Here is a 25387-nt window from a genome sequence, read left to right on the forward strand (position 1 = left end):
TATGAGTAATTTATTTTCTTTAGATGGCAAAGTTGTCCTGATCACCGGCGCTAGCCGTGGTATTGGTAAAGCGATTGCAAACACCTTAGTGGCACAAGGCGCAAAGGTAGCGGGCACAGCGACAAGCGAGTCAGGTGCGGCTAAAATTAGCGAATACTTAGGTGATAACGGTAAGGGTTATGCGCTTAACGTCACCGATCCTGCGTCAATTGAGGCAACATTAGCGGCAATTAAAGCCGATTTAGGTGATATTGATGTTTTAGTGAATAATGCCGGTATTACGCGCGATAATTTATTAATGCGCATGAAAGAGAGTGAGTGGGACGATATTATCGACACCAACTTAAGCTCTATTTTCCGTTTATCTAAAGCGGTACTTCGCCCAATGATGAAGAAAAAGAACGGCCGTATTATCAATATTGGCTCAGTAGTGGGCACTATGGGTAACGCTGGCCAAGCGAACTACGCGGCCGCTAAAGCGGGTGTTATCGGTTTTTCTAAATCATTAGCGCGTGAAGTTGCTTCTCGTGGTATTACTGTTAACGTGGTTGCACCGGGATTCATCCAAACAGACATGACGGATGATTTGACAGATGAGCAAAAAGCAGCAACGCTTGCAAACGTACCTGCGGGTCGTTTAGGCCAGCCAGATGAGATTGCAGCAGCTGTGTGTTATTTAGCATCTGACGCCGCTGCGTACGTATCAGGTGAAACTTTGCATGTAAATGGTGCGATGTACATGGTTTAGCTTCGCAATGCGAAATAGTTAAACCACAAATTACCAATGAGTTTGCTAAAAAATATTGAATTTTTCGCAAACTTGCTTTAAACATACTTGAAATCGCTGTGAAAATAAGCGATAAAAGATAAAATAAACACTCAAGAGGTTTGACCAGCAAATTATTTATGGTCAAAAGATTGAATCAGAGAATTATCGGACGTAAACTACGCCGCAATCTGAAAATAACGCATTGGCGTTTTTAATAAAGGAAAGAAGAATGAGCGATATCCAAGAACGCGTAAAGAAAATTATCATCGAACAGCTAGGTGTTAAAGAAGAAGAAGTTAAAAACGAAGCTTCATTCGTTGATGACCTAGGTGCAGACTCTCTTGATACTGTTGAATTAGTAATGGCTCTTGAAGAAGAGTTCGACACTGAGATCCCAGATGAAGAAGCTGAAAAGATCACTACAGTACAATCTGCAATCGATTACGTTACAGCTCACGCTGAGTAATTAATCGCAAATTAAGGGCAGCATCCGCTGCCTTTAATCTTTATATCCAAACCACCTCAAAGTACATGATTCAATTCCAAACCCTCACCTATCATCAGCAATTAAGTTGTTATTGCTCAGCGTTGGTTATTGGTTTGAGACTCGCACTTTGAGGTAGCTTGGGTATGATCATCCCCAATACTAATAACATAACTAGCAACAGCGTTAACGCTGAAATAAACTGAGCTAAGTTAATTGGTATAATAATAATTCCTTATTGGAGGCAAACCGTGGCTAAACGTCGTGTCGTCGTAACTGGCTTAGGAATGTTGACGCCGCTAGGCAATGATGTGCAATCAACCTGGCAAGGCTTATTAGATGGTAAAAGTGGTATTCAAAATATTACCCACTTTGATACATCAAAATTTGGTACTCACTTCGCTGGTTTAATCAATGATTTTGATGCATCGGCTTATATGTCGCCAAAAGATGCTAAAAAAATGGATTTATTTATCCAGTATGGCATTGCAGCGGGTGTTCAAGCTTTTCAAGATTCAGGCCTCGAAGTAACAGAGCAAAACGCAACCCGTATTGGTGTAGCGGTAGGTTCAGGCATTGGTGGCTTAACCCTAATCGAAGAAAACCACATTAAATTACTAAACAGCGGTCCACGAAAGTTATCGCCGTTTTATGTACCGTCTACCATTATTAATATGATCTCGGGTCACTTATCAATAATGCACGGTTTGCGTGGTCCTAATATTTCAATTGTAACCGCATGTACCACAGGTCTGCATAATATTGGCCATGCAGCGCGAATGATTGCCTACGGCGATGCCGATGCAATGGTTGCTGGTGGCGCAGAAAAAGCGTGTACGCCAATTGGTATGGGTGGCTTTAATGCCGCACGTGCGCTTTCAACGCGTAACGACGATCCACAAGCAGCGTCGCGTCCGTGGGATAAAGACCGTGATGGCTTTGTGCTTTCTGATGGCGCTGGTGTGGTGGTTGTTGAAGAATACGAACACGCTAAAGCACGTGGTGCTAAAATTTATGCAGAACTTGTTGGCTTTGGCATGAGTGGCGATGCCTACCACATGACTTCACCACCAGAAGACGGCGCAGGTGCAGCGCTGGCTATGGAAAACGCATTAAACGATGCGCAAGTAAATGCAGAGCAAGTTGGCTACATTAACGCACATGGTACGTCTACTCACGCGGGTGACAAAGCCGAAACCTCAGCGGTTAAAACCATTTTTGGTGATTCAGCGAAAGATGTGATGGTAAGCTCATCTAAATCGATGATGGGTCATTTACTAGGTGCAGCGGGCTCTGTTGAGTCGATAGTGTCTATCTTATCGTTGACCGAGCAAAAAGTAACACCCACGATTAACCTAGACAACCCAGATGAAGGGTGTGATTTAGATTACGTTCCGCACACAGCGCGAGACGCCAAACTTGATTACGCTTTGTGTAACTCATTTGGTTTTGGTGGTACTAATGGCTCGTTACTGTTTAAAAAGGTATAATCTTTTTTAACAACGAACGACAATAAGAACCCAGTTGTTTAACTGGGTTTTTTTATGTGTAAAAAAATATGCAAACAATAATAACAGCAACTGAAACCAGTAGCGTAAGTACCCGCGATAGAGGCTTAAACTATGGCGATGGCTTTTTTACAACCGCAATTATTACTCATGGACAGGTTGAGCATTGGGTTTATCACAAAGCGCGTTTAATTGAATGCGCGCAGCGTTTAGGGTTTCCGGCGCTTGAGTTTAGCGCACTTGAGTCGCACATTACTCAGCAAATAGCATCACAGGTTCAAGCGGTTCTTAAAATAGTGGTAACACGAGGCGAGGGTGGGCGAGGCTATGCGCCGCCAAGCGAATGTAATTTAAACATTATTGTGAGTGTTTTACCTTATCCAGCGCATTATCACAGCTTACGCGAAACAGGAATTAGTTTAGCTATTAGCCCAATTAAACTGGCTTTACAGCCTCATTTAGCTGGGCTTAAAACCCTAAATAGGCTTGAGCAAGTACTGATCAAAAATGCCCTACAAACCGAGCAAAGTGATGATGCACTTGTACTTGACTACAACAACAATGTAATTGAAACCTCAGCGGCTAATATTTTTGCAATAAAAAATAATAAAGTAATTAGCCCCAGGCTTGATGAGTGCGGCATTAAAGGTGTTTTTCTGCAATCTTTATGTGATAAATTAGCAATTGAATTTAAAACTATCAGCGTTGATGAGCTTACCCAAGCAGACGCGGTATTTGTATGTAATAGTTTAATGAAAATTGTGCCGGTAAAAAGCATAGGCGAGCACTGTTTTGATATTGCTCACAGTAAGTCATTACTAACAGTAGCCAAGGAGGCTTAGTGTTAAAAGTTATAGTATCAGTATTATTGCTGGCTTTTTTTAGCTCAGTGATTGGCTATCAGCAATTACAGGCAACCATTCAAACGCCATTACAGATAGCCGATAACACCCAATTTGAAGTTAAAAAAGGCACCGGCTTTAATAAGTTGTGCCGTCAATGGCAGCAGCAACAGTGGGTAGAAGACTGTTGGCGTTTTCAAATATTAGCTAAGCTCGACCCAACCTTGACCGATTTAAAAGCAGGTTTGTACGAATTAAGCTCAGATAGCGTGCTTAATAACATCAAAAAAATTAACCAAGGTCAGCAAATTAGCTTTAGCTTTACCATTATTGAAGGCCAAGCACTTAGAGATGTTTTAAATACTCTGAGTACTTCTACACACTTACAAAACGATTTAAAACTTGAGCAACTTGGCGAGCAAATAATAGGTAAGCAAACCCATCTAGAAGGTTGGTTATTCCCCGATACCTATCATTACCATAGCAATGATACTGCCAGCAGTTTACTAAAACGTGCTGCGCAAAAAATGCAGCAAACGTTGGCTGATGCTTGGCAGCAACGGGCAAGTGATTTACCTTACGATACCGCCTATGAAGCACTGATCATGGCCTCTATTATCGAAAAAGAAACCGCGCTTGCCAGCGAGCGTCCGTTAATTGCATCGGCATTTATAAATAGATTAAATACCAATATGCGCTTACAAACTGATCCAACCGTAATATATGGGCTAGGCGAAGATTTTGACGGTGATATTAAACGTAAAGACTTGAGAAATTACACACCGTATAATACTTATCGTATTAACGGATTACCGCCCACGCCAATTGCTATGCCATCCAAAGAAGCGATTTTAGCCGCGGTAAACCCGCCTAAAAGCGAGTATGTTTACTTTGTAGCAAAAGGCGATGGCAGCCATCAGTTTTCAACCACATTAAAGCAACATAATGCGGCGGTTAACCGGTATATTTTAAATAAAAAGAATTAGTGTTTATGAAACCAAAATTTATAGTTATAGAAGGCCTAGAGGGCGCGGGTAAATCAACCGCTATTGCCCTGTGCCAAGACTTTTTAAACCATCATCATATTGATTTTATTAATGTCCGTGAACCCGGTGGCACACCACTGGCCGAATCGTTACGTACCTTAGTAAAAGCAGAGCATCAAGAAGAAATCGCCTTTGAAACTGAGCTACTTATTATGTACGCAGCTCGTTCACAGCTAATGCACAATGTAATAAACCCAGCATTGGAACAAGGGCAATGGGTATTGGCTGATCGTCACGATTTATCGTCACAGGCGTACCAAGGCGGTGGACGCGGAATTAGTGCAAACACGTTAGCGTCGTTATCCTCTATGGTGTTAAAAGGATTAAAACCCGATTTAACCATTTACCTTGATATTGACCCTGTTATTGGTCTTGAACGTGCAAAAGGGCGGGGTGAACTCGATAGAATTGAACAAGAAGCCATTGAGTTTTTTCAGCGCACCCGTATGCGTTACATTGAGCTTGCAAATGATGACGACAGCATTAAAACCGTTGATGCTAACCAAAGTATTGATAAAGTACACCGTGATATTACCAATGTACTGCGCACATTTTTTTCAGGATTAAAATAATATGGCATTGCCATGGCTTAACGATGTAGAGCAACGCTTAGCTCAAAGCTATAAAGCGCAGCGCTTTCATCACGCGCAGCTATTTTGCGGGCCTATTGGGGTAGGCAAGTTTGAGCTAAGCGATCAATTAGCTAACAGTTTGTTATGTCATAATACACAATCGCAGTTAAGTGCACCTAATAGCGTGTTAACGCCGTGTGGGCAGTGTAAAAGCTGCTCGTTAAACCTAGCTGGGACGCACCCAGATAAACGCGTTACTCAAGTAGAAGGGCAAAGCATAGGTGTAGACGACATACGCGGCATAAGCGATTTTATGCACCAGTCGGCGGCGCAAAATGGCAACAAAGTGGCGATTATTGAAAACTGCGAAAAAATGACAACGGCAGCAGCAAATGCATTATTAAAAACCTTAGAAGAGCCAAGTAACAGCCGGTTTTTAATTCTCACAACCAGCCAAGCGGCGCAATTACCAGCGACTATTTTAAGCCGCTGTGCTAAAACTGAGGTCAAAGTAACCAACAGCCAGCTAGCACAGCAGTGGCTAAGTTCTTTAGATGTGCCTAACTACCCATGGTTATCATTGTTTTACAGTCAACCCCTGCAAGTAAAGCAATGGCAACAGCAAAATCAGCTAGAAAGCATTGATACACTCTATAAATTTGCAACTGAGTTTAAACAAAGCCATAATTTCAATGCGTTAGTCGATATAATAAATAAACAGCCTGAGCTTGTTCGTATTTTTACCTTATTTTTAAGTGAGCAGCTAAAACAGCAGCTTTTAAACGGCATGAGTTTTGAAGCCTACCAAGTTGCACAGCAAGCCTTGAATGATTTTTTACAAAATAACATACAAATTCTTGGGCTAAACTTACCGCTTGCGGTATCACGACTAGCGTATACATTACGCAACCAATAAAAAGGATTAGATATGCAAGAGCTATTAGTTGATATAGATGACCTTGACGAACTATATCGCTGCTACATGCCTTTTTTAAAAAAAGGGGGGCTATTTGTACGCACCAATATGCGTTATGAGCCTGGGTATTCACTCGCTTTACGAGTAACCTTACCTGATGCCTTAGAAGACGATGTGGTCACCGGCAAAGTTACGTGGATCACTCCGCAAGGTGCACAAAGTTCAAACCCTCCGGGGATCGGCATCAGCTTTTTAGATGATAAAACAAACCTAAACGCGAAGATCGAAAAACTGCTGGGGACTATGTTAAACTCCGGCAATCCAACTTATACCATGTAGTAAAAACAGGCCTTATTTTGATTGTAGATTCTCATTGCCATTTAGACCGTCTTGATTTTGATAAACTCGATTTAAACCTAGACCAAGTACTTGATAACGCCCGTGCCAAAAAAGTAGAACACTTTTTATGTGTGAGTGTCACACTTGATCAGTTCCCTAATATGCTAGAGCAAATTAAGCATTACGACGACGTATCAGCGTCATGTGGTGTACATCCGCTTGATCAAAAAGACGCGCTCAACAAACAGCAATTAATTGATTTAGCCTCGCACCACAAAGTAGTGGCCATTGGCGAAACCGGGCTTGACTACTATTACGCAAAAGACACTCACGCAGTGCAGCAAGCAAGCTTTGTTGGCCATATTGAAGTAGCCAACGAATTACAAAAGCCACTTATTATTCATACCCGCGACGCACGTGCCGACACCATTAATTTAATGCGTGAACACAAAGCAGAAAACTGCGGTGGGGTATTACATTGCTTTACCGAAGATTGGGATATGGCTAAAAAAGCCATTGATATGGGTTTTTATATTTCTATTTCAGGTATTGTAACCTTCAAAAATGCGGTAGAACTTAAAGAAGTGGTAAAACAAATCCCACTTGATCGACTGCTTATTGAAACCGACTCGCCGTATTTAGCCCCAGTACCGTACCGTGGTAAAACTAATCAGCCAGCGTATGTGGAAGACGTTGCTTATTATATTAGTGAACTAAAAGGCATTAGCTTTAACGAATTGGCAAAGGCCACCACCGATAATTTTTATTCTTTATTTAAATTAGCAGCTAAAGGCTAACCACATGACGACTCTCTCGGTGCAACACCCGCTGTTACTTATGGGGCCTATGGTGCGCCGAGCAGAAAAAACCACAGTTTGTATTCATTTTGCTACCTCAAAGCAGGTAAACGGCCGTATAGAGCTAATGGGCTACGAATGCTATAGCGAACAAAACAGCGTTAGACTGGGTGAACATTTATTTTTACAGTTCATAGTTATTAAACCCATAAACAGTCAGTTCCCGCGCGACATATTACTACAATATCAGTTATTTTTTGATGACAGCCCCGTTGATTTATCAGCGTTTAGTTTTAATGATGGCGCGTTACCTGCGTTTGTGATCCCCAAAAGATTGACGCAAATATTGCATGGCTCGTGTCGCAATGCACATCATCCCGCAAAAGATAGCCTAGTTAGTTCAAGTCAGTGGCAAGCTACTCAACGCAGTAATAATCAGCAAGGTGCGCAGTTGCTATTGCTCTCGGGCGATCAGGTATATGCTGACGATGTAGCAGGGCCTATGTTATTAGCTATCCATCAACTCATTAAGCAATTAGGCATTTACAAAGAGCAACCGCTTGCGCTGGATTTACCCGACGATATTAGCCAACAGCTTTATGGCCGCCATCATTTACTCCCTACCACCTCATGGAAAAAGCGCTCTAAATTAGGCATAGGTTACTGGTTAAAAAAAGACGAGCCGCATTTTTCTAGCGTAAAAGCGTATAACCACCTTATTCATTTTGAAGAGTTTGTAGCACTGTATTTACTTAATTTTAGTAGTACCGCGTGGCAATATGTTGACTTATCAAAGCTAAATTACTCAGGCGATAACGAAAAAAGCCAAGCATTGTTTAGCACAGAAAAAGCCACACTCATTGATTACGCTAAAGGCTTAGCTGAGGTAGAGCGATTATGTGCCAATGTGTCTACCTTAATGATGTTTGACGATCACGATGTAACTGATGATTGGAACCTCACCGCCGGATGGGAGCAAGCCATTAATCAAAACCCCAGTAGCAAGCGTATTGTAAATAATGGCTTAGCAAGCTATTGGCTGTTTCAGGGAATGGGGAACGACGCACTACAAAAAACCGGTGCGCTACTTACTCCATTTACAACAAGTCTAGCTGGGGATAAGCAATGGCAATTCAAAGCATTTGATAAACATCTAAACGATTTTAACCATTGGCATTATGAGCTAACGACTATTCCTAAAGTGGTGGTGCTTGATACCCGAACACACCGCTGGCGTAACGAGCAGAACTTTAATGAACCCTCAGGCTTGTTAGATTGGGAGCGACTCACTGAGCTTGAAGAAAGCCTACTCAGCCATGACCAAGTCATTATTGTATCGCCCGCACCGGTGTTTGGGGTTAAATCAATAGAGGCGATTCAAGCGGTGTTTAACATGTGTGGGCAACCGCTTATGGTTGATGTAGAAAACTGGATGGCGCACGAAGGCTCAGCTAAAAAATTGCTCGACACATTTAGACGCACCGACACCCCAAATGAAACGCTGATTTTATCAGGCGACGTGCATTATTCGTTTTGTTTTTCAGTGCAAAAGCGTTTTGGCGATCACCCCAACAGAATTTGGCAGCTCACAGCTAGTGGCATTAAAAACGAGTTCCCGCGTAAGCTAATAAATGTGCTTGATAAGCTCGACTCCATTTTATATGGCCCTAAAAGTCCGCTTAACTTTTTTACCAAACGCTGGCACATGGAAGTCGACAAACACCAAACTAAAGGCAAAGGGCAAAAGTACCTAGTAAGTGATTCGGCTATTAGTTTGGTTTCCCTTAAAGGCGGTAATTTAGTCCGTTACCAGCTCATACACGGCGACGGCCACACCACCGAATTTGATTTAGAAGAGCAGTAAATTTGAACAGGCGATAGGTTTTAGGTGCTAGGTATCAGGTCGATATTATTGCCGACTTGTAGCAGCGACTTCATGTCGCGGCATTCTTTGATGTCGTGAGCGACGGGCGACGGGCGACGGGCGATGGGCGATGGGCGACGAGCGACGGGCGACGGGCTTCGAGTTGCGGGCTAAATAACTAAAAGAGCAGCGTCTCTTAACCCTCTTTGTGCATACTTTTCTTAAAGATCTTATTGAACTGAGAGAAGAGAATGAGGAGTAAATGAGAAGATAAAACAAGTGTTAGGGATTAGGCCCGCAGCCCGATAACTTTCGACTTTAACCTCTAAAAGCGCAGCGTCTCTTAGCTCTCTTTGTGCATACTTTTCTTAAAGATCTAATTGAACTAAGAGAAGGGAATGAGGAACAAATGAGAAGGCCAAAAAGATGTTAGGATACAGCTCGTGACTCGCTCCCCGCAGCCCGTTAACTTTCGACTTTAACCTCCAAAAGCGCAGCGTCTCTTAGCCCTCTTTGTGCATACTTTTCTTAAAGATCTAATTGAACTAAGAGAAGGGAATGAGGAACAAATGAGAAGGCCAAAAAGATGTTAGGATACAGCTCGTAACCCGCTCCCCGCAACCCGTTAACTTTCACTTCGCCGTTTTTTAATCCGTTTTGGTGCTGGCAACTTATTGGTTAATAAAGCTAAACATAACACCACGATAAACAACATCGAATTAGCCCCCGCCTGCAGCGAATAATCAACCGACGAATGCAGCATCATTGCCACAATAGCTGTAGCACAACCAAACGCCACACCCTGATAAAGGGCCGTTTTGCGCGTTCGCATAGTATTAATACATAACCATAAACAATAAACCACTAACAGCCCCAATAACGCCGTTGCAGGAATACCCAGCTCAACTGCAAATTGCACATAATCGTTGTGCGCATTGTCGTAATAACCAGAGTAGGGCTCAGACTGATACGCAGGAAACGCAGTATAAAAAGTACCGCCGCCCGAGCCTAATAACGGGTTATCTAAAATCAGCGGGATTGAGTCGCGTACAACTTCATCGCGAGTTTCCGATTGTAAACTGGTTTCGCTAATACGTTGTTTTACCTTTTCTACATCGAAAATGGCACCAATGATGATTAAATCGATAATGAAAAAGCTGACAATCAGCAATTTAAATGCTTTAGGCTTTTGCTTATAAACAAACAGCGCCAGTAAGCTCACTATAATTAAGGCGATAAAAAAAGCCGAATTACCCATGCGACTACGGGTTAAAATAAGTGCCACAATTATAATAATTAGCGATATACGCAAAATTATTTTAGAGCTTAATATAATCTCAGCCCAAGCACGTAAGGTTTGTTTTAAAGTAGGCTTGTAGCCGTTGTTAGTGCGTTTTAGTTCGCTAATTAAAACACCAATGCCTAAGCATAAACACAGCGCTAAATAGTTAGCTAAAAAGTTAGAATAGGTAAAAGTACCAATAGCTCTGTCGGTGTGTTTGTAGCCAAATAAAGGGCTAACAATATCGGGCGATAAGTTTAAGTAACTAGCATACAAAGCCTGAAAAACACCGGCGCAAATGACGGCGTAAATTAATTTTTTAATACGATTTACATTATTACAGTAATTAAATATTAACCAGCTCAACATTATTAAAAAACTGGTTTTTAATAACATTTGTTTTGTTTGAAAAGCATCAACACTTACGCCAAATAACTGGACCCCGCACACCAAAGCAACAATGCCTAAGGCAGTAAATAATGGCCAAGTATATCGAGGAGGGAAAAGTGCTTGGTGGTTATTTAAAACACTGTTTGCCAAGTGAGTAATAAAGGTAAAGCTAGTTAAAATACCAATAGCTAAAATTGCCCAAGGCCTGTAACTACCTAAAGGAAGGGGAAGCAAAAAAAGGATCAGACAAATAAGAAAAAATATAAAACGATTCAAAATAAACTCAAACAAAGTAAAAACGCAGCCAATTGGCTGCGTTTGAATATACTAATAGTAAAAACTAGTTACCGACTTCAGATATACCGTTATCACCGCCTGTACCACCAGAACCTGGAGGTGTTGGTAATGTTGGTAAGCTGCCTACTGGCGGAGCAGGCTGACCCGCACCAGGACCTGCAGCAGTTGCTTCAGAAGCGGTTGTTGCATCAACACCTGCGGTAATTGCTGCTAGGGTAATTGCATCAGTATCTAAACCAGCATCCGAAAGAGCAGCTAAAAAGTCAGAAATTAATGGATTGTCTGCACCAAAACGTGCCACAACAGCAGCAACCATTGCATCTATATCAGCAGCGCCACAAGCGCCATTAAGCAGTTTTTCGTCTAGCTTGATTTTTTCTTTATTTTTACAAATACGTTTAATCGCTTCTACTAAATCTTCGCGTAATTGCTCTGGCGTAGTATCTGCTGTTACGTTATTAAGAATATCAATAATGCTATTTATGCTCACTTCTTGAACCACAGCATTATTATCCGTTTGTGCATAGGTTGGCAAAGCAGTTAGAGCAGACGCACTAGCTACTAAGCCAGCTAAAATTAATTTTTTCATTTCTCGTCCCTTGGTTGAGTACTAATTGCAAAATTTTAGCGCATCGGTGCAAAAAGTAAACTCTTTATTTACGCCATTTTCATTAGATTTAATAATTTTTGATGGTGGCAGTATTAAATTACCTTGTACCCCATCACATCCTAGGTATTCAAGTATTTCTAAAGTCTCGGTTTTTTCAATTAAACAGGCTAAAACTTTAATACCAAAGCCATGACAAATATTATTAACTGTTTGAATATAAAATTGACTTTGCGGGTTAGTTACCAAATCTTGAATGTAACTACCATCAATTTTAACGTACTCAATATCAAGACCTTGTAAATACCTAAACGACGTTAAGCTAGTACCAAAGTGCTCAATACACACATTAATACCCAGCTCTTTAATTGCATCTATATGTAAAGACGCAACATGCACGTTATAAAGCAAACCAATTTCATGTAGTTCAAACACTAAGTTTGTTTTAATTACCGGTTTAGTGTGCGAGTAAAGGGTAAGCCATTGTATAAAGTCGGCTGAATACAATGATGCTTTACTAATATTCAACGCAAACACATCATTAGGGTAGTGCTCTTTTACATCTACAAAGCTACGTATAATTTTTTTATCGAGTTCTTCGGTTAAATTTAATTTTTCAGCCATCGCAAATAAGTGACCATTATTTACCTTTTCACCTTCATGAATAAAGTGTGCAAATACCTCAAAGTAACACTGAGAATCAGTTTTATTAGCTTGTTTAACAGGTTGCACCGAAAAACTCACTTCGCCAGCATTTATAATCGACTTAATTAAGGTACGCCATTGGTTAACACTAAATAATGACTCTTTATCGTTTTTATCAAACGTAGTGTCTTCACCTATAGTGCAACCAGTATCAAGTAGCGATAACACTTCACCTAAACTCGCTCCTTGCTCAACGCCAACAATCGCTAAATTAGCGTAACCGTTTATATGTAAGCTGTTTTCTTTTTGACTTAAATTATCAATGAGGTCTAAGCGGGCTTTATTTAAAAATAAAACGTCATATGGGGCCAGTAATACAAACGTACCCCCGTTAAGCCTAAATATGGTTGAATTTGGTAACTCATCGGCGACATGCTTAAGTATTTTAGCGGCATCAAGTACATGCTGATCACCATCTTGGTAGCTTACCACTTGGTTAATATTATTTAACGAGGGTAGGGTAAGCATCATCGCAGTAATTGGCGTATCGTCAGTAATATTATTTACAACAGAATTAAAGTGGTTTTCAAACGACTTACGGTTACCCAACCCCGTTAACGAATCTATGTATACTTCTTCAGTAAGCGCTTGTGTTTGTTTGGTCAGCGAATCAAACGTACTTTGTAAGTTTATAACCATGTTATTTATGGCTTGGGTTACAGTGCGAAGCTCCCGTGCTACTGGTATTTCTTTATTTAAGGTAAAGCGTTTTCGAGTAACTAAAGTGGCTTGATCTTCTACTGCTTTTAACGGCTTAAATACTGCGCGTAAAATTAAAAATGCAATAGCCAGTGATGCTGCTAATAGCAAAAATGAGCTATATAAGCTGCGGAGTGTGTGTTGCCATAAGGTAAGGTAAGATTGCCCAGTATGGCTGGTTACATCAAGTGTGCCTGCCATCATCCAACCATTGTTTATTTCAGAGTGCATAGTGGGCGCACTCAGTTCAACAGCACTAATAAACCAACCAGGAACAGATTCAACGCGTTTAGGGTTTTGTAACTCAAACACTATATTATTTTGCACATCAGTAAATTTAATTTGGCTGTAATAACCAGAGTCAAAAATAGCGGTTGCCATCGTTTCGGCAATTACTAGGCTATCGTCTTCTAAATAAGGAGATATAGAAAGCCCTAAACTGGTAGCGGTGTCTTGCGCATGGCTGGCCATTTGCGTTTGTAAATAATTACGGGTTGTATCCACATCGGTAATAACGCGTACACAAAATGAAATAACCGAAATTAATATGATCAAGCCATATACTTGAGTTTTTAAACTCAATCCATATTTAAATATTCGAGACATAACTACTAGTTCCTTTATTGTTACTGGCGGCGGAGGCAAGCTCACCTTGTTCAATTCGTTCAAGCATAGTGTTCCAAGCAGAAACGCCACGACTATTTTTAACCTTATTACCTAACCCTTTCGATTTGGCTAACCATAAACCTTGGCCATTAAAACTGTATATAGGTTTTAAATCGCCCCGATTGCTTGCAGGCACTAATTTTGTATTAAAGTTATCAAGCACCAACGGTATTTGGTTTGGTTGTTCAAAGTATATAAGCACCATGTGTGGTTGATTAACCGTACGCTGGCGTACATACATAAAGCGTATTTTATCTTCGGGGATACCTAAAGCGATTAAAGTAAAATATTTAGCAATAACATAATCTTCACAGTCACCCATGCCGACACCTAGGCTTTCTAGAGGGGTGGCCCAGTAATCTTTTTTTTGCCAAAGTTCGTCATCGGTTTTGTACTTTATATGCTTGTTAAAAAAATCATTAACTAAATGAATTTTTTGCCATTCGCTCTTATCGGCAGAGTCATCTATAAAACTCAGCCACGTTTTTATACGTTGGTGGCCTGCATCGCCGTAAAACTGTTTGGCACGGCTTATTATATCGCTATTTCGCAGATGCAAAAGCATGTCTTGTGCACAAGCAAAAAAAGACACTAATATAATGATGCAAATTCCAACGCGCACAAAGCCCATCCCTAAAATGTTAACAAAGCCATTATATTCCCATTGAAAGTAAATTGATAGATTACAAAAAAAGCAAAAATAACCCGTTAACATAAAATTAACCTAAAACAATCAAAAAGGCTGCTTTTTATATTGAGCGATTATTTGTGTTGTGTATAATACCCGCCCATCTGGTTAGTAGTATTTAAAACTCGCTACTCGCAGCGGTATTTTATAAATAGCTACGTTATAACCAAAAGTAACTATAAAAGGAATTGAAGTGAAAGTATTAAAAGCAGTCTTGCCTGTTGCAGGCTTGGGTACCCGTATGTTACCCGCTACCAAAGCAACACCAAAGGAAATGCTTCCACTAGTCGACAAACCTCTCATTCAATACGTTGTAAACGAAGCCGTAAAAGCCGGTATTAAAGAAATTGTACTGGTTACTCATGCTTCTAAAAACGCAATAGAAAATCATTTTGATACCAGTTTTGAGCTAGAAGCTACTTTAGAAGCGCGTGTAAAACGCAGCCTATTAGAAGAGGTGCGTTCAATAATCCCGCGTGATGTAAGCATTATATCGGTTCGTCAATCGGCGCCATTAGGTTTAGGCCATGCAATACTTGAAACACGTCCAATTATAGGCAACAACCCTTTTGCTATTTTATTGCCCGATGTAATTATCGATCAATATAAGTCAAATCTTAAGGTTGATAACCTAGCGCAAATGATCGCCCAATTTGAACGTACTCAACATAATCAAATTATGGTTGAACCTGTCCCTCATGAGGAAGTGCACAACTATGGTGTGGTTGATTTGGCAGGTAAAAATATTGCGCCTGGCGAAAATGCAACCATTACCAACATGGTTGAAAAGCCAAACAATGACGAAGCACCCAGTAATTTAGCCATAACAGGGCGCTATGTTGTATCACCCGCTATTTGGGATTTACTCGAGTTTACGCCTCCAGGGGCTGGCGGCGAAATACAATTAACGGATGCATTACTGCAGTTACGTCATCTTGAAACAATTGAAGCGTATCATTTAAAAGGTAAGTCACACGACTGCGGCTCAAAATTAGGTTACATGCTTGCAAACGTAGAATACGCAATGCAATCAAACCTAATGGGTGAAGAATTTACAAAGCGCGTTAAGCAATTAATGGCAAATGCATAAAGTTATGCAAAACCGGTTAGTAAAAAATTAAGGGAAATCATGGCTATTAAAGTATTAAGTATTTTTGGTACGCGACCTGAAGCAATAAAAATGGCGCCACTTGTTAAAGCACTAAATGCAGCAGAAGGTATTGACGCAAAAGTATGTGTTACTGCCCAGCATCGTGAAATGCTTGACCAAGTTTTAGAGTTGTTTGAAATTGTACCAGATTACGATTTAAATATTATGAAGCCGGGTCAAAGCTTATACGATGTAACAACAAATATTTTGTTAGGCTTAAAACCTATTCTTGAAGAGTTTAAACCAGATTTAGTCCTTGTTCATGGCGATACAAGTACGACTTTATCTGCAAGCTTAGCGGCGTTTTATCAGCAAATTCCAGTAGGGCACGTAGAAGCGGGTTTACGCACAGGTAACTTAAGTTCACCATGGCCGGAAGAGGGTAACCGTAAACTCACTGGCGCTATTACAAAGTTACACTTTGCACCAACGCAAACATCACAGCAAAACTTACTCAACGAAGCAGTAAATGCTGACGATATCGTAATTACTGGTAACACCGTTATTGATGCATTACTACAAGTGGTTGATAAGGTAAAAACTGATACCGCTTTAATTTCAACTCTAAAAGCTAAGTTTCCAGAGCTCGATGAAACTAAAAAACTTATTTTAGTAACAGGGCACCGCCGTGAGAGTTTTGGTGGCGGTTTTGAGCGAATTTGTGAGGCGTTAGTAGAAATTGCAACCGCGCATCCAGATACACAAATTTTATACCCAATGCATTTAAATCCTAATGTACGCGAACCGGTAAACCGCATATTAAAAAATGTTGATAATGTGCATTTAATCGAGCCGCAAGACTATCTCCCATTTGTGTACTTAATGAATCAAGCTCACATAATAGTAACCGACTCAGGTGGCGTACAAGAAGAAGCGCCAAGCCTTGGTAAGCCTGTACTTGTTATGCGTGACACCACAGAACGCCCAGAAGCGGTAGAAGCAGGTACAGTTAAACTAGTGGGTACAGATAAAGCTCGTATTGTGAGTGAAGTAAATAACTTACTAACAAATGCTCAAGAATATCAATCAATGAGCCGTGCACATAACCCTTATGGTGATGGTAAAGCGTGTGAGCGCATTGTGGCAAAAATTAAGCAACACTTTAAAGATTAAAATAAAGTTTAAAACTTTTTCAAGGATTTAGTAATGACAATTAAAACAGTTTCAGTTGTTGGTTTAGGCTATATAGGTTTACCAACTGCAGCGGTTATTGCATCGCGTGGTATGAAAGTAATTGGTTTAGACGTAAGCGAAAAAGCAGTTAATACCATTAATGCCGGTGAAATACACATAGTAGAGCCTGATCTCGACATAATAGTTCGTGGCGTAGTATCTACTGGTAATTTAAGAGCGACTACAACGCCAGAAAAAGCCGACGCGTTTATGGTAGCTGTACCTACACCATTTATTCACAGCGAAAGTGGTAACCACAGTGCCGACTTAAGCTATATTGAATCGGCTGCAAAAATGATTGCCCCAGTGCTTGAAAAAGGTAACTTAGTTATTTTAGAAAGCACCTCACCTGTAGGTGCAACGGAGCAGCTAGCTGCTTGGTTAAGTGAAGCGCGCCCTGACTTAACATTCCCACAAGATAAAGGTGATGCCGCCGACATTAACATTGCGCATTGCCCAGAACGTGTATTACCAGGTTATGTATTACAAGAGCTTGTATCAAACGACCGCGTTATAGGTGGTATGAGCAAAGCATGTAGCGAAAAAGCGGTTAAGTTATATGAAACTTTCGTGCGCGGCGAGTGTATTATTACTAATGCCCGTACCGCTGAAATGGCTAAGTTAACCGAAAACTCATTTCGCGATGTAAACATTGCCTTTGCCAATGAATTGTCGGTCATTTGTGACAAATTAAAAATTAATGTATGGGAGCTTATTAAGCTTGCTAACCGTCATCCGCGTGTAAATATTTTAAACCCAGGCCCAGGTGTTGGTGGCCATTGTATTGCGGTTGACCCTTGGTTTATTGTTGCAAGCTGCCCAGACGAAGCAAAAATAATTAAACAAGCGCGCTTAACTAACGACGCAAAACCATTTTACGTAATTGAAAAAGTAGCAAAAGCCGCTGATGAATTTAAACGTCCAGTAATTGCATGTTTAGGCCTTTCATTTAAAGCCGATATTGACGATCTTCGTGAAAGTCCGGCATTAAATATTGTTGAAGAATTAGCAGCAAAAAATATTGGTGAAATACTTGCGGTAGAGCCAAACATTTCAGAGCTACCAGCCAACCTTGCAGATAAAAATGTTAGCTTAGTATCGCTAGAAAGCGCACTAGAGCAAGCAAACGTCGTTGTAGTATTAGTTGATCATAAACAATTTAAAGCAGCAGATAAAACAGAGTTTGCTTCAAAGGTTGTTATTGATACTCGTGGGATCTTATAAGAGAAAATATTTATAGTTATAGGCTCATTTAGATCAATAAAGTCCTTATTTAGAGCACTGCGAGGTGCTCATTGAAGTTTCTAAAAGTTATCGGCGAATTTTTTAGCTCAATTAAATAATATTATAAAAATATTTGTAACAATTATTATGGTTGGCGTATTAAATCAATAGTTAAGCCGAACCTTATTATAAAAGGAATACTAATAATGTTCACAAGCAAAGCTTACACCTTAAGCCCGGTCATAGTGCAGAGTTTAATGTTAAGTGTAAGAGCTTTTTTACGAAAAAGGTTGAGGGAAAACAAAAGCTGCGAGCAATTTACTGATATTTTAATCAGTCATGATTATAGTGAAGTGCTCCTTAGAGGTTATTCACAGCATAAATTAGAACAAGTATTAACAGAAGCTAGTAAAAACACCCTGTATTACAAAAATTTTGGAACGAATATTAGTAGTTACCCTTTTATTGATAAAATAGAAGTAAATAGAAAGGAAGAACAATTTTTATCAAAAAATAGTAAAGGGATTTCTATAAAAGGCAGTACAAGTGGCACTACTGGTTCACCTTTGTCTGTACCTCAGAATATGAAATCTGTTATTGCAGAACAAGCATTTATAAATAGAATGATGCATTGGGCGGGTGCGAAAGCAAAAGATAAAAGAGCATGGATAAGAGGCGATATGATAGTACCTCTTACTCAAAAGAAAGGGCCGTTTTGGCGTTACTCTTATTTCGAAAATATGATTATGCTTTCATCGTTTCATATGGCAAATAAAAATTTACAGTCATACATAAATGCGATGGTTGATTTTGGTGTGCAAGTTATTCAGGCCTATCCTTCTTCTATAGTGACTCTAGCTAAATATTTAGAAGTGAATAATCAATATTACCCAGGAAACTTAAAGTCTATTATTACTTCATCTGAATCACTAACAAAAGAAGATAAGCTGCTTATTGAAACACGCTTTAAATGTACTGTCTTTGATTGGTATGGTTTATTTGAACGTGTAGCTGCTATTGCAAGCTGTGAGTATGGTAGATACCACATATTGACAGATTACTCCTATGTAGAGTTCCTTCCAGCAAATAAAACTGAAGATGAGCGGGAAAGAGCTGAAATAGTGGGCACTAACTTTAACAATTCTCTCTATCCATTAATACGATATAAAACAGGCGATCACGTTGTATTCTCAAATGAAACTTCTTGCCCTTGTGGACGAGTTCATCCAATAGTAGATTCAATAGAAGGGCGAATTGGGGACTATTTGATAGGTGAAGATGGACAAAAAGTATACATATTAAATCATATACCTAAAGGAGTTAATGGATTAATAGCTTTGCAGTTTGTTCAGGTCATTAAAGGTGAAATCACCATTCGAGTTGTTACAGACAACAATCTATTTGATGAAAAACAACGCCTAATTTTAATAAATAATGCAAAAGATAAACTTGGTGAGTCAATTACTTTTTCTATAGACGAAGTAAGTGCTATCCCAAGAACTAAAAACGGCAAAATACGACAAGCGATTTGTTCTCTACAATAAGGATAATTATGAGACTTACTTACCCTATCAAGCATAGACTTCTGGATCACATCCGTTTTTTTTATCACGTTTTGACGAATGAACGTATGAAAGAGCATTTTAGACGGTTTAAAACGACATTAAATAAAAAACCTAAATCTGTTATAAAAAATGAGTTAAAGCAACTTCGAGATTATTGGTCTTGTATACCAACACAGTATTATACCCATGATTTTTACTCGTTAGATTGCGATTTAACTATGGAAGAAATGAAAAAATATATACCTTCATACTACTTCTACAAAGTTATTTTCCCTCAATACGACAATGTAAAAGCTGTGATACCACTTATTGAAAATAAAATTACAATGAATCAGTTATTTAGTCGTATAGGCTTGCAACAGTCAAATATTGTAGTGGTCAAAAGAAACGAAAAGTTAACAAGCTTTAATAATAAAAATTTGACGACAGAGAGTATCGATGAATTATTCAAAAATCTTACCTGTAGTAAGTTGTTTATCAAGCCTGTTATGGGAAGAGGTGGTAAAGGGATAATTATCGCAAAACGTGTAAGTGAAAGTTATGAATATAACGAAGAAAAGATAACGTATAATTATTTGCAGGCCTTAAAAGGTGATTATGTAGTCGAATCTGCTATTGAGCAACATAGTTATTTAAATTCTATCTATCCTAATAGTGTAAATACGTTAAGAGCAATCACTGTTAGGAATAATAATGGTACGGTAGATTTTATCGCCGCTACCTTAAGAATGGGGGTTGGCGGTAATCAAGTAGATAACAGCTCTGCTGGTGGGTTATTAATCGGTATTGATTTAAATACAGGTATGGGTTTAAAGCCTTACGCGACATATGAGTACGGTATAGAAAAATTTGAGAAGCATCCAGATACTGGTTTTAGTTTTTTTGACTTACGAATACCTAATTGGGAGTGTACCAAAAACGAGATAATAAGCGCGGCAAAAAAATTGACGCAATTAAATCTTGTTGGTTGGGACATAGCAATAACGCAAAAAGAAATAGTTATAATTGAAGCAAATACACTTTTTGGTCTTGATCACACACAAGCAGGCATTGGTGGCATGAAAGATTTTTTTGTTAATAACGATCCAAAAAACTTAAAAAACATCCATAACTTCAAAGGATAAGTAGTATTTACTTTATACTAAATACATAGTTCGAGTTATTTAAAACTCTTTAACATAATAAAAACTGTTAATTTCATATTGTGCTTTTTGCGTTTTAATAAAAATTGCACTCCCAATTTGTGGGCTTGAGTATTAATAAATATTTTTAAAATAATTTATTTCTATGGCCTGCTGCTAAAGCTTAGGCAATCTCATAGATATTAAGTAAGTAAGTAAATAAAATATGTTGATAACTTCCAGGATTAAAATTTGATGTTTAAAAGGTTAACGGTTTTGATAAGCACAGGTTTACCTGGGTTAATCAGACTTCTAGTTTTTTTAGTAGTTGAGACAGAATACAACTTGATTGACTTTGGTCACTTCGCTAGTGATTTATCGTTAGTTCAATTGATTTCATTTTTTACAGCTATAAGCTGGGCTGCCTTGGTGATGACAACAGTAACGCAATCGGAGCAACCTGAAAGAGCTTTGTTTAAAGTTATGAATACTGGTGTTGTATATCTTTTGCTATTTTGCTTAATCCCTTTTGTGTTGTATAAATTGGATATAATAAAAGATTCTTTAGGGACAATCTGTTTTATTGTTGGATGGATGTTTTATCAAATATCAAGACACTACATCATTACAAAAAAAGAATTTACACGGATAATAATATTTGACTCATTAAATTTATTGTTATTTATTATTGTTTTATTTTTAGGTGTTACTCCACTAATAGCGCTAACTTTATCACATCTAACCTTTGTAGTTTTTAATTTACCTAAACTTAAACACTATAGTTTAAGCTTAGTGACAATTGAACAACAGCTAAATGGTCTTAAAAATGGCCTAAGTACATTTTTACTTGGATTAGGTGTTTATAGCCTCCCTGTGATTTTTGGGCTTGTTTTAGGTGCTGAATATTCAGTGCTAATGGGGTTATCCACATCTTTGCTAATTATGATTCAATTAGTTCCTCGCTCTATTAGTGCATATTTTCTTCCAACTATCTCTAAAACATTACTGTCTGATAAGACGTTTGCGTTAAAAATGCATCGACAACAAGTATTTTATACAATTATATCGACTGCTTTATTATCTGCGTTAGGGATTATTTTTGTATATTTTGTTTATAAATTAGCCATTTTTGAGGTTGTATTAATTGATGGAGCTTTGAGTTTAATTTTCCTCCTTTTGTTTAATATTGTCATTACAGTTTTGGCATTTCCCTTTAGTGATCTACTGATGTCACATGGCAATTTTAAAGTCAATTTAACAGGTAGCTTTATTTACTCACTGGTAGTTACTGCTGCGCTTATTTTATTTTTAATTTATGGAGACAATACTTTACATGCAACACTGCTAATGGTTGCATACTCGTTTTCTGGCTGTATGCGTTTTTTATATGTATTTCATAATGCTAGAAAGCTTCTATTCATAGGGAAAAGTGAGTTACTAAATGCTTGATATAAAAAACTTTAAAGCTAAAATTTTCCTTGTATTCTTAATAACACTTACATTATTACCTAATTTAATTAGGGATATGAAAGTACTTTTGGTTTTCTTTTTCTTAGCATTAGTATTAGCTTTCGAATTGATCCGGAAAGGCTTTCCAAAAAATAACTCTTTGATATATCTTTTTTTATTTTCTAGTCTGTGTTTGATCTATGCGCTCTTCTCTTGGTTTTTTGGAAACTGGACTTATTTATACGAATTTGATCACCGCTATGTATTTCGGCAGGCTTACTTTGCTGTGATGGCACCTATTTTTTTACTTGCTACTATCCAGATTTCAAAAGGCCTTGGTACAGACTTTTACAACTTTATAGCTAAAAACAGTATGAAATTGTTATTGGTTATATTTATGTTGGATATTATAACAGCCTTTCTTTTTGGCGATCCCCGCTTTTATTTTTATAACAATTACACATATCATCTTGATAAAGGATTTATTTGGCTTTTTGTCGCATTTTTAAGCTTTCATAGTATTTTTTGTACGAATAATGCCTCGGGTGTTACTTTGGTTGTTATATTAGGATTTGTTGCGCAAAATGTTGTTGGTTATGGAACTATGTTTACTGCAGCTACTGGACAAACTGTATTTGTTTTAATATTACTTAACTACTTCGTTTTACAGTTAACTAAAAAAGTTAAACTTTGCTATTTAATGAACTTATCCGCTTTAGTCGCAGTAATTCTTTTTGTTTTAATTACTCCGTTTTTTTCTGATCTATTTATAAATGATTTAAATACTTATTGGCGACTTGAATCTTGGTATAAAAATATTTCTGCAGTGGCGTCAAATTTAGGTTTTGGCAGTGGCTTTGGAGTTTCATACTTTCCAATAACTCATGATGTAGTAGATGAAGCATACAAGGCTTATAGTCCAGAAGCTACCGGTGGTGGATTGTTAGATCAACTTTTTGTTCGAGGTCAGCACTCATCTATCATTAATGTGTTGTTTCGAACTGGTGTTTTAGGCTTACTACTATTTCTTTGTTTTATTGGTAGTGCAATGTTTAACCTCAGGAAATATATGAATAGTAGGATAACATTTGCTGTACCTGTTGCAATATGCGCCGTGTTTAATGTTGCAACACATGTTGGATTAGAATCGCCACCTTTCATGATTAGCTTTTCGATAGCTTTCGGTTACCTAGTTAGCGTAAGTTGGAGTCGTAATAAGTATTTTTAACTAATTGTAAATAGATTTTTAAATGGTTGGGAGTTTAGTGTTTTTAGAATTAAAACTATTGGTCTATGTGCACAAGAAATATCTACTTGTTGTAAAAGGAAAATAAACGAAAAAACTATCAAAAATTTAAAGCTCCTAAACAAAGTGATTTATAAAGGGGGTTAAAAAATCGTTCTTAGATAAAAAAACAACGTTTGAGTAAATGAAATGATAGAAAAGAGAAATACCCATTTAGAGCCTTTATAGTTATTCAATTCCAAGAGCTTTGAAGGTTTAGGCAGTTAGGCCTGCTATTATTCACATAGTAAAAATATTATTTCATGTGAATAATCAATATTAATGTACAAAGGTAGTATGATGAATTTAATAAACTTTTATAATTTTGGGCATTGGGCACATAAAAAAAATATTCCACTAATACAACCGATAATTAAAATTATGATTTTTATCTTATTTAATTCTGTTGTGCCCAGCTCAGTAAGAATTGGTAAGCGTAGCCGTTTTATGTATGGTGGTATAGGCTGCGTAATACATAAAAAAGCCATAATTGGTGAGCGCGTATGTATAGGACAAGGGATCACAATAGGTAGAAAACTTAGAGAATCTTGCCCAGTGATTGGAAACGATGTTTATATAGGTGCAGGTTCTCGAATTTTAGGTGATATAACCATAGGTGATAACGTTATAATTGGTGCTAATTCAGTTGTTGTAAGTGATATCCCTTCAAATTCAATTGTAGCAGGGTCTCCTGGTAAAGTGTTAAAGAAAATTGATAAGTCAATCTGGGATGAGCTAGGTGAAATTTTATGACAGATAGCATACAAGTCATAACTAAAAAATTAATACGTGACGTAAGAAAATTAAATTACGCAGGACAGGATCCTTTTGATGGACTCAATAGTAAGTTTTTTAATTGTTTTCCTCGTTTTAAAAAAGGGTTGGTTGGTCTGGCGTGGATACAGTTACATAAGCGTTCTGCAATAAACTTAAGGTTCTTATTTGGTGTGCCCAAGAAGCGAAACCCAAAAGGCATTGGTTTATTTATTTTGGGGTTCCTGGAAGACTATAAAGCCACCAATGAGCAAAAGTACTTACATGAGGCCATAGAGCTAGCTGATTGGTTGTTAACTCAGCAAAGCGATAAAACTATTTGGCAGCATAGTTGTTGGGGCTATCATTTTGATTGGAATGCCCGTGCGTTTTTTGTACCTAAAGGTAAGCCGAATGTTATTACTACTATATATGTAGCACAGGCGTTATATGCACTAAGCGAAGTTACTAATGAAAGTAAATACTTAGACCCTGCAATTGATAGTGCCCACTTTATTGTAAAAACGTTATACAAAGAATGTGATGACAGGCAATTTTTTGGCTACATACCCGGTGAAACTGCCTTTGTACATAATGCTAGTCTTTGGGGCGCAGCGTGGGTTGCTAAAGTAGCCGTACTTACTAATAACCAACACTACAAACAGCTTGCTTTAAATGCTGCTAGACAGTCGGTAAGCGAGCAGGGGGCTGATGGCTCATGGGTATATGGAACTCGCCATCATCACCAGTTTATTGATGGCTTTCATACCGGTTATAACCTAGAAGCGTTGCGTTTACTGAGCGATGAGTTACAAACGGATGAGTTTGAGGATGCAATTGCAAAAGGCCTTATTTATTATAAAGCGCATTTGTTTGAGCAAGATGGTACCGCAAAATATTACAACAATAACCGTTACCCACTAGATATGCATAGTGTGTCGCAGGCTGTTTTTACGCTATTGAAAGTAGGTAAGACACCAGATGACTTTGCGATGGCCGAAAAAGTAATAAACCGCGCTATTCAAACCTTGTATATGCCTAAAAAGCAGCGTTTTATTTATCAAAAAAACAAGTACTTCACTAATAAGGTTAATTACATACGTTGGACGCAAGCATGGGTTTATTATTCGTTTGCTTATTTTAATCATTACAAAATAAATAGTACTACTAGCAAAAATGTTGAACAACTTTAAAAG

General features: G+C 38.4%; 23 protein-coding genes. 19 read left to right on the forward strand and 4 right to left on the reverse strand.

Annotated elements, in window-relative coordinates; translation table 11 throughout:
• The first annotated feature begins 1 nt into the window (after position 1).
• From fabG to PTET_RS06605, 10 genes are all read left to right on the forward strand, one after another.
• Complete coding sequence (gene fabG, locus PTET_RS06560; protein WP_096038369.1) at positions 2–748, forward strand: 3-oxoacyl-ACP reductase FabG; 747 nt, start codon at positions 2–4, stop codon at positions 746–748.
• A 250-nt stretch (positions 749–998) separates the two neighbouring features.
• Entirely contained in the window at positions 999–1235 is a 237-nt protein-coding gene (acpP, locus tag PTET_RS06565) for an acyl carrier protein (protein WP_008109873.1), read from the forward strand.
• Positions 1236–1504: 269 nt separating this feature from the next.
• Entirely contained in the window at positions 1505–2743 is a 1239-nt protein-coding gene (fabF, locus tag PTET_RS06570; protein WP_008109876.1) for a beta-ketoacyl-ACP synthase II, read from the forward strand.
• Between the two features lie 68 nt (positions 2744–2811).
• Positions 2812–3603 carry an aminodeoxychorismate lyase gene (gene pabC / locus PTET_RS06575; RefSeq protein ID WP_096038370.1) on the forward strand — a complete coding sequence of 264 codons (792 nt, stop codon included), beginning with the start codon at positions 2812–2814 and terminating at the stop codon, positions 3601–3603.
• Entirely contained in the window at positions 3603–4589 is a 987-nt protein-coding gene (gene mltG, locus PTET_RS06580; RefSeq protein ID WP_016899837.1) for an endolytic transglycosylase MltG, read from the forward strand. The genes pabC and mltG overlap by 1 nt, the downstream gene beginning before the upstream one ends.
• A gap of 5 nt (positions 4590–4594) precedes the next feature.
• Entirely contained in the window at positions 4595–5221 is a 627-nt protein-coding gene (tmk, locus tag PTET_RS06585; protein ID WP_013464700.1) for a dTMP kinase, read from the forward strand.
• Between the two features lies 1 nt (position 5222).
• Complete coding sequence (locus PTET_RS06590) at positions 5223–6137, forward strand: DNA polymerase III subunit (RefSeq protein ID WP_096038371.1); 915 nt, start codon at positions 5223–5225, stop codon at positions 6135–6137.
• Between the two features lie 12 nt (positions 6138–6149).
• A complete protein-coding gene (locus tag PTET_RS06595; RefSeq protein ID WP_008109887.1) occupies positions 6150–6476 on the forward strand; it encodes a PilZ domain-containing protein in 327 nt (108 codons plus the stop codon).
• 17 nt (positions 6477–6493) lie between these two features.
• Entirely contained in the window at positions 6494–7273 is a 780-nt protein-coding gene (locus PTET_RS06600) for a TatD family hydrolase (RefSeq protein ID WP_013464702.1), read from the forward strand.
• Positions 7274–7277: 4 nt separating this feature from the next.
• Positions 7278–9137: an alkaline phosphatase D family protein gene (locus tag PTET_RS06605; protein WP_096038372.1), complete on the forward strand. Its 1860-nt coding sequence runs from the start codon at positions 7278–7280 to the stop codon at positions 9135–9137.
• A gap of 625 nt (positions 9138–9762) precedes the next feature.
• Here PTET_RS06605 and PTET_RS06610 read toward each other — a convergent pair.
• The 4 genes from PTET_RS06610 to PTET_RS06625 all read right to left on the reverse strand — a co-directional run bounded on the left by PTET_RS06610 (position 9763) and on the right by PTET_RS06625 (position 14405).
• Positions 9763–11085 carry an O-antigen ligase family protein gene (locus PTET_RS06610; protein ID WP_174818645.1) on the reverse strand — a complete coding sequence of 441 codons (1323 nt, stop codon included), beginning with the start codon at positions 11083–11085 and terminating at the stop codon, positions 9763–9765.
• Between the two features lie 64 nt (positions 11086–11149).
• Entirely contained in the window at positions 11150–11695 is a 546-nt protein-coding gene (locus tag PTET_RS06615) for a hypothetical protein (RefSeq protein WP_013464705.1), read from the reverse strand.
• Positions 11696–11716: 21 nt separating this feature from the next.
• A complete protein-coding gene (locus PTET_RS06620; protein WP_096038374.1) occupies positions 11717–13723 on the reverse strand; it encodes a bifunctional diguanylate cyclase/phosphodiesterase in 2007 nt (668 codons plus the stop codon).
• The gene (locus tag PTET_RS06625; RefSeq protein ID WP_096038908.1) at positions 13707–14405 is read right to left on the reverse strand and encodes a transglutaminase-like cysteine peptidase; all 699 of its coding nucleotides are present in this window, start codon (positions 14403–14405) and stop codon (positions 13707–13709) included. The genes PTET_RS06620 and PTET_RS06625 overlap by 17 nt, the downstream gene beginning before the upstream one ends.
• A gap of 259 nt (positions 14406–14664) precedes the next feature.
• On the opposite strand from PTET_RS06625, the gene galU reads away from it, so the two are divergent.
• The 9 genes from galU (at position 14665) to PTET_RS06670 (ending at position 25384) form a co-directional block, all read left to right on the forward strand.
• Positions 14665–15561 carry a UTP--glucose-1-phosphate uridylyltransferase GalU gene (galU, locus tag PTET_RS06630; RefSeq protein ID WP_096038375.1) on the forward strand — a complete coding sequence of 299 codons (897 nt, stop codon included), beginning with the start codon at positions 14665–14667 and terminating at the stop codon, positions 15559–15561.
• Between the two features lie 39 nt (positions 15562–15600).
• Positions 15601–16734: a non-hydrolyzing UDP-N-acetylglucosamine 2-epimerase gene (gene wecB / locus PTET_RS06635; protein WP_096038376.1), complete on the forward strand. Its 1134-nt coding sequence runs from the start codon at positions 15601–15603 to the stop codon at positions 16732–16734.
• A 33-nt stretch (positions 16735–16767) separates the two neighbouring features.
• Complete coding sequence (gene wecC / locus PTET_RS06640) at positions 16768–18018, forward strand: UDP-N-acetyl-D-mannosamine dehydrogenase (protein WP_064662867.1); 1251 nt, start codon at positions 16768–16770, stop codon at positions 18016–18018.
• A gap of 206 nt (positions 18019–18224) precedes the next feature.
• On the forward strand, positions 18225–19562 hold the full coding sequence (locus PTET_RS06645; RefSeq protein WP_096038377.1) for a phenylacetate--CoA ligase family protein: 1338 nt from the start codon (positions 18225–18227) through the stop codon (positions 19560–19562).
• 86 nt (positions 19563–19648) lie between these two features.
• Positions 19649–20707, forward strand: coding sequence for a sugar-transfer associated ATP-grasp domain-containing protein (locus PTET_RS06650; RefSeq protein ID WP_208619163.1), 1059 nt, complete (start codon positions 19649–19651; stop codon positions 20705–20707).
• A 273-nt stretch (positions 20708–20980) separates the two neighbouring features.
• Complete coding sequence (locus tag PTET_RS06655) at positions 20981–22153, forward strand: hypothetical protein (RefSeq protein ID WP_147154745.1); 1173 nt, start codon at positions 20981–20983, stop codon at positions 22151–22153.
• Positions 22146–23381 carry an O-antigen ligase family protein gene (locus PTET_RS06660; protein WP_096038380.1) on the forward strand — a complete coding sequence of 412 codons (1236 nt, stop codon included), beginning with the start codon at positions 22146–22148 and terminating at the stop codon, positions 23379–23381. Before PTET_RS06655 ends, PTET_RS06660 begins: the two co-directional genes overlap by 8 nt.
• Before the next feature lie 354 nt (positions 23382–23735).
• Positions 23736–24191 (forward strand): serine O-acetyltransferase, encoded by a 456-nt coding sequence (locus tag PTET_RS06665; protein WP_208619165.1) that lies wholly within the window; start codon positions 23736–23738, stop codon positions 24189–24191.
• Complete coding sequence (locus PTET_RS06670) at positions 24188–25384, forward strand: aspartate-semialdehyde dehydrogenase (protein WP_096038382.1); 1197 nt, start codon at positions 24188–24190, stop codon at positions 25382–25384. The genes PTET_RS06665 and PTET_RS06670 overlap by 4 nt, the downstream gene beginning before the upstream one ends.
• The last annotated feature ends 3 nt before the right edge of the window (positions 25385–25387 follow it).

It is taken from the genome of Pseudoalteromonas tetraodonis (genome assembly GCF_002310835.1).
Lineage (GTDB): Bacteria > Pseudomonadota > Gammaproteobacteria > Enterobacterales > Alteromonadaceae > Pseudoalteromonas > Pseudoalteromonas tetraodonis.

Bases quoted from the DNA above. Each gene is read 5' to 3' on its own strand.
- fabG (WP_096038369.1), top strand. From the start codon at position 2: ATGAGTAATTTATTTTCTTTAGATGGCAAAGTTGTCCTGATCACCGGC.
- acpP (WP_008109873.1), top strand. From the start codon at position 999: ATGAGCGATATCCAAGAACGCGTAAAGAAAATTATCATCGAACAGCTA.
- pabC (WP_096038370.1), top strand. From the start codon at position 2,812: ATGCAAACAATAATAACAGCAACTGAAACCAGTAGCGTAAGTACCCGC.
- tmk (WP_013464700.1), top strand. From the start codon at position 4,595: ATGAAACCAAAATTTATAGTTATAGAAGGCCTAGAGGGCGCGGGTAAA.
- PTET_RS06590 (WP_096038371.1), top strand. From the start codon at position 5,223: ATGGCATTGCCATGGCTTAACGATGTAGAGCAACGCTTAGCTCAAAGC.
- PTET_RS06595 (WP_008109887.1), top strand. From the start codon at position 6,150: ATGCAAGAGCTATTAGTTGATATAGATGACCTTGACGAACTATATCGC.
- PTET_RS06605 (WP_096038372.1), top strand. From the start codon at position 7,278: ATGACGACTCTCTCGGTGCAACACCCGCTGTTACTTATGGGGCCTATG.
- PTET_RS06615 (WP_013464705.1), bottom strand. From the start codon at position 11,695: ATGAAAAAATTAATTTTAGCTGGCTTAGTAGCTAGTGCGTCTGCTCTA.
- PTET_RS06620 (WP_096038374.1), bottom strand. From the start codon at position 13,723: ATGTCTCGAATATTTAAATATGGATTGAGTTTAAAAACTCAAGTATAT.
- wecB (WP_096038376.1), top strand. From the start codon at position 15,601: ATGGCTATTAAAGTATTAAGTATTTTTGGTACGCGACCTGAAGCAATA.
- wecC (WP_064662867.1), top strand. From the start codon at position 16,768: ATGACAATTAAAACAGTTTCAGTTGTTGGTTTAGGCTATATAGGTTTA.
- PTET_RS06645 (WP_096038377.1), top strand. From the start codon at position 18,225: ATGTTCACAAGCAAAGCTTACACCTTAAGCCCGGTCATAGTGCAGAGT.
- PTET_RS06650 (WP_208619163.1), top strand. From the start codon at position 19,649: ATGAAAGAGCATTTTAGACGGTTTAAAACGACATTAAATAAAAAACCT.
- PTET_RS06660 (WP_096038380.1), top strand. From the start codon at position 22,146: ATGCTTGATATAAAAAACTTTAAAGCTAAAATTTTCCTTGTATTCTTA.
- PTET_RS06665 (WP_208619165.1), top strand. From the start codon at position 23,736: ATGATGAATTTAATAAACTTTTATAATTTTGGGCATTGGGCACATAAA.
- PTET_RS06670 (WP_096038382.1), top strand. From the start codon at position 24,188: ATGACAGATAGCATACAAGTCATAACTAAAAAATTAATACGTGACGTA.